This window comes from Acidovorax sp. 56, assembly GCF_002749705.1.
In the GTDB taxonomy this organism is placed as follows: Bacteria; Pseudomonadota; Gammaproteobacteria; order Burkholderiales; family Burkholderiaceae_C; genus Acidovorax.
Genome location: NZ_PEEV01000001.1, coordinates 3901239 through 3913637, shown reverse-complemented (window position 1 = coordinate 3913637; position 12399 = coordinate 3901239). Strand labels below are relative to the sequence as shown.

At 65.1% G+C, this 12399-nt stretch carries 8 protein-coding genes; all 8 read right to left on the bottom strand.

Annotated elements, in window-relative coordinates; all coding sequences use genetic code 11:
• Positions 1-5: 5 nt before the first annotated feature.
• Entirely contained in the window at positions 6-1352 is a 1347-nt protein-coding gene (locus tag CLU88_RS17355; protein WP_099657658.1) for an NnrS family protein, read from the bottom strand.
• Positions 1349-3796, bottom strand: coding sequence for an adenosylcobalamin-dependent ribonucleoside-diphosphate reductase (locus CLU88_RS17350; protein WP_099657657.1), 2448 nt, complete (start codon positions 3794-3796; stop codon positions 1349-1351). The genes CLU88_RS17355 and CLU88_RS17350 overlap by 4 nt, the downstream gene beginning before the upstream one ends.
• Before the next feature lie 105 nt (positions 3797-3901).
• On the bottom strand, positions 3902-4576 hold the full coding sequence (locus CLU88_RS17345; protein ID WP_099657656.1) for a carbonic anhydrase: 675 nt from the start codon (positions 4574-4576) through the stop codon (positions 3902-3904).
• A 29-nt stretch (positions 4577-4605) separates the two neighbouring features.
• A complete protein-coding gene (locus CLU88_RS17340) occupies positions 4606-5430 on the bottom strand; it encodes a peptidylprolyl isomerase (RefSeq protein ID WP_369827697.1) in 825 nt (274 codons plus the stop codon).
• A 142-nt stretch (positions 5431-5572) separates the two neighbouring features.
• The gene (narI, locus tag CLU88_RS17335) at positions 5573-6304 is read right to left on the bottom strand and encodes a respiratory nitrate reductase subunit gamma (protein ID WP_099657655.1); all 732 of its coding nucleotides are present in this window, start codon (positions 6302-6304) and stop codon (positions 5573-5575) included.
• Complete coding sequence (gene narJ / locus CLU88_RS17330; RefSeq protein WP_099657654.1) at positions 6301-7002, bottom strand: nitrate reductase molybdenum cofactor assembly chaperone; 702 nt, start codon at positions 7000-7002, stop codon at positions 6301-6303. The genes narI and narJ overlap by 4 nt, the downstream gene beginning before the upstream one ends.
• A gap of 22 nt (positions 7003-7024) precedes the next feature.
• The gene (gene narH, locus CLU88_RS17325; protein WP_099657653.1) at positions 7025-8548 is read right to left on the bottom strand and encodes a nitrate reductase subunit beta; all 1524 of its coding nucleotides are present in this window, start codon (positions 8546-8548) and stop codon (positions 7025-7027) included.
• 23 nt (positions 8549-8571) lie between these two features.
• Entirely contained in the window at positions 8572-12372 is a 3801-nt protein-coding gene (locus CLU88_RS17320; RefSeq protein ID WP_099657652.1) for a nitrate reductase subunit alpha, read from the bottom strand.
• Positions 12373-12399 lie beyond the last annotated feature (27 nt).

The window sequence follows — 12399 nt, the reverse complement described above, 5'->3', positions numbered from 1 at the left end:
TCATTTCAGCCAGGGCGGCCATCGGGACGCAGGCGCCCATACCAACGCGCCAGCCGCACTCCCCAGGCCCCCATGGTGGCCGCCCAGGTGCAGGCACTGGCCAACAACACCCAGGGCAACCACACGCCAGGCAGGCCGGGCACCGTGGCCCCTATGCGCAGCAGCGTGGCCGCCTGCAACAACCAAAACAGCGACCACGCGATGCGATCAGCCACCAGCGCGCGGCCACTGTGGCCGCAAGACACCCGTGTGACCATGGCCAGCATGAGCGATGCCAGGCACCCCATGGACAGCGCATGCAACGCACCAAGCCCAAGGCCGCCCACCCCCCCAGCCACCGCCAGCCACTGAGCCGCGCCGCCTAGGACAAACGCCACGCCCAGCCACAAAAAGCCAATGTGCAGCATGGCCAGCAACTTGTTCTTGAGGCTTTGCACCAGCCCCCACACCCAGGCCAGCCAGACCAGCACGCAGCCCACAGCCACCTGCAAGCCACCGTGCACCCAGGCCCACGCCGGGCCCGCAGCGCTGGCGGACACCCCGGCAAACTCCAGCCAGGCCGCCAGCACCTGCATGGCCGCTGCCGCCAGCATGAGCCACAGCACCCAGAAGGGGCGCCACGCCTGCACCATGGGCATGGCGCTGGAGGTGAAAAACGGAATCATGCGGTGCGCCACCGAGACGTAGACCACCACCACAAAGCCCCACAGCGCGGTGAACACGCAGACACGGGCCAGCGCATGCGAATCCCACACCATCGCGAGTGCCACCCCAGCCGCGCTCAGGCTGCCCACCACACAGGCCGTGGCGATAGCGCGGGCGTGCAGCTGGTCTTCAGCCTGGCTCAGGCGCACACGGCCCCAGAACTGCGCCGTCATCCAGCCCAGCCCCACACAGGCCAGCAGCAGCCCTGCCAAGGCCAAAGGCGCCCCCAGGTGCGCCCCCGCCAGCCACAGCAGCCACCCACCAGCCTGCAAAAACAACACGGGGCGCAAAGCAGACACGGGCAAGGGGTCGACCCCCAGCCACTTGGGGCCTGCCGTGAAGAGAAAGCCCGCAAAGTACAACGGAATGAAGCCCAGCACCATCACTGTGGAATGCACCAGCGTGGGCGACAAGGCCAGGGCCTGCGCGTACCCCAGCCCCCACCAGCCGGTGGCGCGGTCGACCTGCACCGCCAGCCACCAAACCGCCGAAGCCACCAGCACCACCATCGCCAAAAAGAAGCTGAGCCGGTGCGGCGCCAACATGAGGTACTGCCAGCACCAGCGCTTGTCGAGCTGGGCCAGCACCTCAGGCGATGGCTTGCCCGAAGCCACCTTCAGCGCAATGGTGGGGCGGGGGTTGTTCATCCACAGCTCCCCAGGTGACCGCACTGCGTGCAGTAGTCGCAGCCGTCCTTGCGGATCACCGCGTGGGCACCGCACTCGCTGCATTTTTTGCCTGCCATGGCGGGGGGCATGCCCAGAGGGGCTTCGGGCTCGTCCAGCGGCAGCGATTGCTGCTGCGGCTCGGCCACGCGGCGCGCCAGGATGTTTTGCACCGCAAAGGCGATGGCAGCCACTTCCGAGTCATGCCACATGGGCACCATGGCGCCGTCCGCACGCTGGTGGGTGCCCAGGCGCACAGGGCCTCGGTCCCAAGCGACCTTGCGCATGTCGGACAAAGCCCGCTCCAGAAAACCACCGCGCGCAGCCAGCGAGAGCAGCCGCATGCTGGAGGTGATCCACTGCTGCGACTCACCGCTTTGGCCTACGGGCATGAAGAACTCGATGGCGCGGTCTACCGTGTGGTTGCCAATGCCCGTGGGAACGGGCAAGAAGGACACGATGATGTACAGCGTCTTGTGGCCCTCTTGCGTCCAGTACTCCACCTTTTCGGCCACGGCCGAGAGCCCCCCCTTGGGGCGGCTCTCAATCACAGTGCGCATGGGGTCGGCCGGCGGGGCGGACACCGCGGCTGGCGCGGGTGCCGCAACGGGTTCTGGCGCAGGGGTCGTCACCTCCAGCACCGAGCCCAAGATGGCGTTGGGCCGGTAGGTGGCCAAGCCCTTGAGCCGCGCGCGCCAGGCCTGCAGGTACAGGTCCTTGAAGTCCTCGTAAGGGTAGTCCGCCGGGATGTTCACAGTCTTGGAAATGGCCGTGTCCACAAACGGCTGCACGGTCTCCATCATGGCGATGTGGTCCTGCGCGGACATGGCCAGGGCCGACACGAAGTAGTCGGGCAGCGCATTCACATCCCCTCCGCCGTCGCGGTACAGGCGCCAGGCGTGGTCTTCCACCGCGTATTCGCTGGTGCTGCCATCGGCCTCGCGCTTCTTGCGCTTGTACATCCACGAGAACGGTGGCTCGATGCCGTTCGAGGCATTGTCGGCAAACGCCAGGCTCACCGTGCCCGTGGGCGCAATGGACAACAGGTGGCTGTTGCGGATGCCGTGCTTGCGAATGCTCTTTTGCAAGGCCGCAGGCAAACGGCTGGCAAAGGTGCCCGAGGCCAGGTAGCCCTCGGCATTGAATTGGGGGAAAGCGCCCTTCTCTTGCGCCAGTGCCACCGAGGCCTCGTACGCCGCATCCCGCATGCGCTCGGCAATGCGGGCCGCCAGGGCGCGCCCCTCGGGCGCGTCGTAGCGCTGGCACAGCATGGCCAGGGTGTTGCCCATGCCGGTAAAGCCCACGCCAATGCGGCGCTTGGCCATGGCCTCATCGCGCTGCTGCGGCAAGGGCCAAAACGTCACATCCAGCACGTTGTCGAGCGCCCGCACCTGCAGCGCCACGGCCTGCTCAAACGACTCAAAATCAAACGCCGCCACACCGCCACGCCCAAACGGGTGGCGCACAAAGCGTGTGAGGATGATGGGCCCGAGGTCGCAGCAACCGTAGGAGGGCAATGGTTGCTCGCCGCAAGGATTCGTCGCAGCGATCTCTTCGCAGTAATGCAGGTTGTTGTCTTCGTTGATGCGACCCAAAAACAGGATGCCCGGCTCGGCAAAGTCGTAGGCCGATTTCATGATCGTGTCCCACAGCTCACGCGCAGGCACGGTGGCGTAGACCCACTGGCCATCGGCGCGCTGGTGCGCACCTTGGGCCTGCAGGGCTGCGCCGGGGCGGGCCCGGTGCACCAGTTCCCAGGGGGCGTTGGCCTGCACGGCCTCAATGAACGCGTCCGACACGCCCACCGACACGTTGAAGTTGTTCCAGCGGCCCGGCGTGCGCTTGGCCGTGATGAACTCCTTCACGTCGGGGTGGTCGATGCGCAGCACGCCCATCTGTGCACCGCGCCGTGAGCCTGCGCTCTCGACCGTTGAGCACGACTGGTCGAACACATTGATGTAGCTGCAGGGGCCAGACGCCATGGAGTGCGTGCCCTTGACTTCCGCACCCCGTGGACGGATGCGAGAGAAGTCATAACCCACGCCACCACCACGGCGCATGGTTTCTGCAGCTTCGCGCAGGGCTTCGTAAATGCCGGGGTAGCCTTCATCGTCCACGCCCTGGATGCAGTCGCCCACGGGCTGCACAAAGCAGTTGATGAGCGTGGCCTGGATGTCGGTGCCCGCCGCACTCATGATGCGGCCCGCGCCGATGGCGCCCGCATGCAGATTGGCGAGGAACAGGGCCTCGTACTTTTCGCGCAGCTCGGGCGCCTCAACCGAGGCCAGCGCACGCGCCACGCGGCGGTACAGGTCTTCCACACCGGTCTCGCCGGGCTTGAGGTATTTCTCGCGCAACACATCCAGGCTGATGGGTTGCAACGCAGACAGGGGGGAGGGAATGGAGGGGGGTGTTTCGCGCTTCATGGCTCGGAATGATTCAGGGTTACCTTCCCGGTGGTCTTGCGCTCCGTCAAGAAGGCATCAAAGCAGAGACCTGCCTTTCTGCGCAACCTGCGAAGACGGCAATCCCTAGTCCAGCAGCACCTGACCATCGTGCTCCACGTAGGGGTGGTAGGGCCCAGTGCCGCTGTTGTCAGCCCGTGATGCCGGCACGAAACCACCCGTCTGCACATCAAAGACGTGGACTTCACCGTCTTCGATCACGTAGTGCCAGCCGTGCAGGCTGATCTGGCCACTCTGCACACGGCTGCGCACCATGGGGTACTCCATCAGGCGTTCGAGCTGAAGCACCACGGCACGCTGCTCCGTGCGGCGCAGCGCCTCGGGGCCCGGCTGCACGGGCAGCAAGGCCTCGCGCCCCAGGTCCAGCCAACGGTTGAGGTTGGGGGCCTCGGGCGAGACCTCACCATACATGGCCTTGATAGCCCCACAGTGACTGTGGCCGCACACGATGATGCGGCGCACCTGCAAATTGAGCACCGCAAACTCGATGGCGGCCGTGGTGCCATGGTGGCCATGGGAGCCGTCATACGGAGGAATGAAGGCCCCCACATTGCGCACCAGAAACAGCTCGCCCGGCCCCGCACCGGTCAACAGGTAGGGCACCAGGCGCGAGTCAGAACAACCGACAAACAAAGTGGTGGGGTGCTGCCCCTCATCCACCAGGGTCTGGAACTGCTCGCGGTACTGGGGAAATGCGTCGTTGTGAAAACGGCGCAGGCGGTCCAGCAGTTCGTCAGGCATAAGGTGGCAATCGAAAAAATGCAGTGCCGCTATTGCACCAGCGGCGATTCGGCAGCGTCGAGCGCTACCCCTTCGACCACGGCGGCGCCTGCCAGCAGTTGCAGGTATTGGCGCAGCGCGTTCACCCAGGCCTGTTGGCGCAGGGTGAGTGCGATGGCCTGGCGTACTTCCTCGAACGCGGGCTGCTGCCCGGGGTCGCGGGCCACCACCTCCACCACATGCAGGCCAAAGCGGCTGTGCACCAGGCGCGCCAGCACACCGATCTCAGCACCGCCAAACACCTCGCGGGCGAACTCGGGGGCGCAATCGGCGCGGGTGAGCCAGCCCAGATCGCCGCCCTGCTGGCCGCTGGGGCAGTTGGACCACTGGGCGGCTGCCTTGGCAAACTGGGCACCGCCATCGTCCGCGCAGCGCAGCTCGATCAGCAAGGCCTCGGCCCGCAGGCGCAGCTGCTTCACATCCACACCCGGCGTCACGGCAAAGAGCACATGGCGCAGTTGCGCACGCTCCCCCTGGGCGTGTGCCGCAGGGTGGGCGTCGTGGTAGCGGCGGCAGGCTTCTTCTGAAGGATCGGGGAGGTCCAGCTCGCGCTCCAGCAACTGCTCAATGGCATTGGAGGCCTGGACGCTGATGGCCCCCTCAACACCCGGCACATCGCTCGCGGGCAGCAGGCCCGCCTGCTGCGCCGCCTGGCGCAGCAGCTCGGTACATGCACGCTGGCGCAGGGCCTCTTCGTCCAGCGACTCGTGCGGTGCGTTGAGGGCCACGCCATTGACGCGTGCCACCTCGGCCACCACCGAGCCCATGCCCCCGGCTTGTGGTGCCACGGCAGCTTGCTGGGGCGCATCGGCCATCGTTGCCACCAGGGCCTCATAGGCCGCTGTCTGCGTGGGGGTCAGCGTGCTGGCCGTGGCCGCAGCGCTGTTCTCGGTGGAGCTGCAGCCGCAGCTCCCGGTTCCACATCCGCTCATGGTGTGCTCCTTGGATGGGTGGGTTTCAGGCGCGGCGGTCTTGCGACTGCATGTGGCCTGCGGGCAGGTTCAGGCGGCGCGCACGCACCACCTGATAGGGACGCAGCACATAGGCCAGCGTGCCAAAGCCGCTCCACACGTGCACCAGGCGGGTGAACGGGAAGATCAGGAAGATGCTCATGCCCAGGAACATGTGGGCCTTGAAGATCCAGCCGGCTTCGGCCAGCAGCTCCACACCCCCACTGCGGAAGGTGACGATGCGTTGGCCCCACTCGGCCAGCTTCATCATCATGGAGCCGTCCAGATGCTGGGCCGACAGCGGGATGGTGGCCAGGCCCAGCGCCAGTTGCAGCCACAGCAGCACCAGGATCAGGATGTCGCTGACCTTGGACGTGGCGCGGATGCGCTCATCCGACAGGCGGCGGTGCAGCAGGATGGACAGGCCGATGAAGCCCAGCGTGCCCGCAATGCCGCCCGACACCATGGCCATGAGCTGCTTGGCACCCGCACTCATGAAATGCTCATACAGAAAGTGCGGCGTGAGCATGCCCACGGTGTGGCCGAAGAACAGGAACAGCACGCCGATGTGGAACAGGTTGCTGCCCCAGCGCAGGCTGCCGGTGCGCAGCAGCTGCGACGAGTCGCTTTTCCAGGTGTACTGGTCGCGGTCGAACCGCGCCCAGCTGCCAATGAAGAAAACGGCCAGGCAAATGTAGGGATAGATGCCAAACAACAGGGTATCGAGCCAGGTGGTCATGCTGAGACTCCTTCTGGTGCCCGCTCGGCGCGGGGGGTACGAACAAAATGCATGGGCTGCGGCTGGTCAGGCTTGGCCTGGCCCTGGGTGCTGCAACCCCCAAACGCTTCGGGCTCGGCCCACACCTCGTCCATCTCGGGCTCGGGGGTGAGCGCCACCGACTGCACACGCTGGCCCGACACTTCGAGCACGGCAGCGATCACGCTGGCGTAGGGGCTGTTGCGCGCCACGAGGGCGCTGAACAGCGCGTTGAGGATGTGGGTCATTTCGCCCAGGAACTCCTTGGCCACTTCGGGCGGCTGGGTGGAGGCGAACTCCAGCACCACCGGCAGGTGGTCGGGCAGCTCGTCGGCCTGGAATTGCAGGCCGGCCTTTTCATAGGTCTGCATCAGGTCGATGAGCGCCGGGCCGCGGTCGCGCGAGTCGCCGTGCACATGCTCGAACAGGTGCAGCGAGGTCTGGCGACCCCGGTCGAAGTTGTCCACGTAGCGGGCTTCGGCTTCCATCGGGTCGAGTGCTGCAAGGTGCTGGCACACGGCTTCGAGCTCGGCCATGCGTTCGGTGGTCAGGGCCTGCTCTACCTGCAGCGCGTCGATGAGCTGCGGCATCACGCTGCGCAGCTGCGCATCGGGGTAGCTCAGCAGGTAGCCCAGGGCGCGCAGGGTCAGGCGCACAGAGGTCGGGTTCTTCTTGAACATGGTGATTCCTTCCTGTGTGCGATCAGACCGTGGCCTTGATCGGGATCGTGCGGGGCTTCTTGCCACCGAACATGCTGGTCTCGGTGGCGCCGTCGGAGCAGCCGTTGCCAAACGAGAAGCCGCAGCCGCCCCGGATGTCGAACGCGTTCTCGGCGTACTCGCGGTGGGCCGACGGGATGACGAAGCGGTCCTCGTAATTGGCAATCGCCATCACGTGGTACATCTCCTCGACCTCGGCCATCGACAGGCCGGCCTGCTTGAGCACGGCCAGGTTCTGGCGCTGCTCCACATGCTTGTCGCGCTGGTAGGTGCGCATGGCCAGCATGCGCTCCAGCGCCCGCACCACGGGGCCGGTGTCGCCGGCGGTGAGCAGGTTGGCCAGGTACTGCACAGGGATGCGCAGTTGCGACACATCGGGGATGTCACCATTCACGCCCACATGGCCTGCGTTGGCAGCAGCCGTGATGGGCGAGAGCGGTGGCACATACCAGACCATGGGCAGCGTGCGGTACTCGGGGTGCAGGGGCAGGGCCACCTTCCATTGCACGGCCATCTTGTAGACGGGGCTATTGCGGGCAGCGTCCATCCAGCTGTCCGGGATGCCGTCGATGCGGGCTTGCTTGATCACGTCCGGGTCATTCGGGTCCAGGAAGATGTCGAGCTGGGCCTGGTACAGGTCGCGGTCGCGCTCCACGCTGGCGGCTTCCTGGATGCGGTCTGCGTCATACAGCAGCACACCCAGGTAGCGGATGCGGCCCACGCAGGTTTCCGAGCACACGGTCGGCTGGCCCGCTTCGATGCGGGGGTAGCAGAAGATGCACTTCTCGGCCTTGCCCGATTGCCAGTTGTAGTAGATCTTCTTGTAGGGGCAGCCCGAGACGCACATGCGCCAGCCACGGCACTTGTCCTGGTCGATCAGCACAATGCCGTCTTCCTCGCGCTTGTAGATCGAGCCGCTGGGGCACGATGCCACGCACGCCGGATTCAGGCAGTGCTCGCACAGGCGCGGCAGGTACATCATGAAGGTGTTTTCGAACTGGCCGTAGATGTCCTTTTGCACATCGTCGAAGTTCTTGTCCTTGCTGCGCTTGCTGAACTCGCCGCCCAGGATTTCTTCCCAGTTCGGGCCCCACTCGATCTTCTCCATGCGCTTGCCGGTGATCAGGCTGCGCGGGCGGGCCGTGGGTGCAGCCTTGGTCTCGGGCGCGGACTGCAGGTGGTCGTAGTCGAACGTGAAGGGTTCGTAGTAGTCGTCGATCTGCGGCAGGTTGGGGTTGGCGAAGATGCGCATGAGCAGCTTCCACTTGCCGCCCTGGCGGGGGGCGATGGAGCCGTCGGGGTTGCGTACCCAGCCACCGTTCCAGCGGTCCTGGTTTTCCCATTCCTTGGGGTAGCCAATGCCGGGCTTGGTTTCGACGTTGTTGAACCAGGCGTATTCCACCCCGGGGCGGCTGGTCCAGACGTTCTTGCAGGTGACGGAACAGGTGTGGCAACCAATGCACTTGTCCAGGTTCAGCACCATGCCGATTTGTGCGCGAATTTTCATCGTGTTTCTCCTTGTCTTCGGCTTCAGGCGTGGTGGGCCGATGCGGGGGCTTCGTCGTCGAGCCAGTCCACGCGGTCCATCTTGCGCACCAGCACGAACTCGTCGCGGTTGGTGCCGATGGTTCCGTAGTAGTTGAAGCCGTAGCTGTACTGTGCGTAGCCGCCAATCATGTGGGTGGGCTTGAGCACGATGCGCGTGACCGAGTTGTGGATACCGCCACGGGTGCCGGTGATCTCGGAGCCAGGGGTGTTGATGATCTTCTCTTGCGAGTGGTACATCATCACCATGCCGGGGTTCACGCGCTGGCTCACCACCGCACGGGCCGCAATGGCGCCGTTGGCGTTGAAAAGTTCGACCCAGTCGTTGTCCACGATGCCCGCAACCTTGGCATCGTCTTCGCTCAGCCACACCACGGAGCCACCCCGGTTGAGCGTGAGCATCATCAGGTTGTCGCTGTACGTGCTGTGGATGCCCCACTTTTGGTGCGGCGTGATGAAGTTCAGCTGGATCTCTTTGTTGCCGTTGGGCTTCTTGCCTTCGACTTCGTGCAGCGTCTTCAGGTGCACCGGTGGGCGGTAGCTCACAAAGCCTTCGCCGAAGTCACGCATCCACGGGTGGTCCTGGTAGAACTGCTGGCGGCCCGTGAGGGTGCGCCATGGGATGTACTCGTGCACATTGGTGTAGCCCGCGTTGTAGCTGACCTTCTCACTTTCCAGGCCCGACCAGGTGGGCGAGCTGATGATCTTGCGCGGCTGCGCCTGGATGTCGCGGAAGCGGATCTTCTCGTCCTCGCGGTGCAGCGCCAGGTGCACGTGGTCACGGCCGGTCTGCTTGCCCAGGGCCTCCCAGGCCTTGCAGGCCACATGGCCGTTGGTCTCAGGCGCCAGCATCATCACCACTTCGGTGGCGTCGATGTCGGTCACGATGCGGGGCATGCCCTGCGTCACGCCCTCTTCCTTCACGCGGCCGTTCAGGTCGCCCAGCTGGCCGACTTCGGTCTGCGTGTTCCAGCCGATGCCCTTGCCGCCGTTGCCGGCCTTGTCCATCAAGGGGCCCAGGGCGGTGAAGCGCTTGTACAGGTTGGGGTAGTCGCGCTCGACCACGGTGACCTGCGGTGCGGTCTTGCCGGGGATGAGTTCGCACTCGCCCTTCTTCCAGTCGCGCACGCCATAGGGCTGGGCCATTTCACCGGGGGTGTCGTGCATGATGGGCGTGAGCACCACGTCCTTCTCGACGCCCAGATGGCCCACGCTGACCTCGCTCACGGCCTTAGCGAAACCCTTGTAGATCTCCCAGTCGCTCTTGGCCTGCCAGGCAGGGTCCACCGCTGTGGACAGCGGATGGATGAAGGGGTGCATGTCGCTGGTGTTGAGGTCGTTCTTCTCATACCAGGTAGCCGTGGGCAGCACGATGTCGGAGTACAGGCAGGTGGTGCTCATGCGGAAGTCGAGCGTGACCAGCAGGTCCAGCTTGCCTTCGGGCGCGTTGGCGTGCCACTGCACTTCCTCGGGCTTGGCTTCGTCCTTGCCCAGGTCCTTGCCCTGCACGCCGTGGGTGGTTCCCAGCAGGTGCTTGAGGAAGTATTCATGCCCCTTGCCCGACGAGCCCAAAATGTTGGAGCGCCACACGAACATGTTGCGCGGCCAGTTGTCGGGATGGTCCGGGTCCTCGCAGCTCATCGTGAGGCTGCCGTTCTTGAGCGACTGCACCACGTAGTCCTTGGCGTCCATGCCCTTCGCCGCAGCATCCTTGGCCACTTGCATCGGGTTGGTCTTGAGCTGGGGCGCCGAAGGCAGCCAGCCCATGCGCTCGGCGCGCACGTTGTAGTCGATCTGGGCGCCGTGGTAGGCGCTGGCATCGGCCAGGGGCGAGAGGATTTCTTCCATGCCCAGCTTCTCGTAGCGCCACTGGTCGGTGTGGGCGTAGAAGAAGCTCGTGCTGTTCATCTGGCGGGGGGGACGGATCCAGTCCAGCGCAAAGGCAAGCGCCGTCCAGCCGGTCTGGGGCCGCAGCTTTTCCTGGCCCACATAGTGCGCCCAGCCGCCACCGCTCTGGCCAATACAGCCGCACAGCATCAGCATGTTGATGATGCCGCGGTAGTTCATGTCGCAGTGGTACCAGTGGTTCATCGCCGCGCCGATGATGACCATGGACTTGCCATGCGTCTTGTCGGCGTTGTCGGCAAACTGGCGCGCCACGGTGATGATCTGGTCGCGCGGCACGCCCGTGATCTTCTCCTGCCAGGCAGGGGTGTAGGGGCGGTCGGCGTCATAGCTGCCACCGGGCTCTTCACCAGGCAGGCCCCGGTCGATGCCGTAGTTGGCGGCCAGCAGGTCGAACACGGTGGCGACCATCACGCGGCCTTGGGCTTCGTGGCCGGACAGCTCCAGGTGCGTTACGGGCACGGGGCGCACCATCACGTCGCTGCCTTGTTCGTTGGCCGTGAAGTTGGGCGATTGCACGCCGCCGAAGTACGGGAAGGCCACCTTGGCCACTTCGTGGGCCTGTGCGCCGTCTTCGATCACCGACAGCTTGAGCTTGACGGTGTTGCCCGTGCGGGCTTCCTTGTTCTCCAGGTTCCACAGGCCCTGGTCGGCGCGGCCATCGGCGCCCCAGCGGAAACCGATGGAGCCGTTGGGCAGCGTGACCTGGCCCAGTTCGTCGTAGCCCACGGTCTTCCAGTCGGGGTTGTTCGACTGGTCAAGCTGGCCCGGGAAATCGCTGGCACGCACATAGCGGTCGGGCACCATGGCCTTGCTGCCATCGGGCAGCGTCTTTTCCTTGAGCACCACCAAGAGCGGCAGGTCGGTGTAGCGGCGTGCGTAGTCGTCGAAGTAGGTGCTGCGGCCCTTGCCACCGTCCTTGAAGTAAAACTCTTTCAGGATCACGTGGCCCATGGCCATGGCCACGGCAGCGTCGGTGCCCTGCTTGGGGTGCATCCACAGATCGCCCAGCTTGGCCACTTCGGAGTAGTCGGGCGTGATGGACACGACCTTGGTGCCCTTGTAGCGCACCTCGGTCAAGAAGTGGGCATCGGGCGTGCGTGTCTGGGGCACGTTGGAACCCCAGGCAATGATGTACGAGCTGTTGTACCAGTCGGCCGACTCGGGCACGTCGGTCTGCTCGCCCCACACCTGCGGGCTGGAGGGAGGCAGGTCGCAGTACCAGTCGTAGAAGCTCATGCACACGCCACCGATCAGGCTCAGGTAGCGTGAGCCTGCGGCGTACGAAATCATCGACATCGCCGGGATGGGCGAGAAGCCGATGATGCGGTCAGGGCCGTGCTTCTTGATCGTGTAGACATTGGCCGCAGCGATCATCTGGTTGACTTCGTCCCAGGTGCTGCGCACAAAGCCGCCCAGGCCGCGCTGCTTTTGCCATTCGCTTTTGGCGGCATTGTTTTCGACAATGCTGGCCCAGGCGTCCACGGGGCTCTTTGCCAGGGCAATGGCGGCACGCCAGTGCTTGAGCAGGCGGCCACGCACCATGGGGTACTTCACGCGGTTGGCGCTGTACAGGTACCAGCTGTAGCTGGCGCCGCGTGCGCAGCCACGGGGCTCGTGATTGGGCAGGTCGGGACGGGTGCGTGGGTAGTCGGTCTGCTGAGTTTCCCAGGTCACGATGCCGCCCTTGACGTAAATCTTCCACGAGCAGGAGCCCGTGCAGTTCACGCCGTGGGTGGAGCGCACGATCTTGTCGTGCGCCCAACGGTCGCGGTAGGCGTCTTCCCAGGTACGGTCTTCGCCGTTGGTTTCGCCGTGGCCTTGGGCGAAGGTCTCGCGGGGCTGCGAGAAGTACGTGAGGCGATCCAGAAAATGGCTCATCGGGGGCTCCTTGTTCTATAGGGGGTG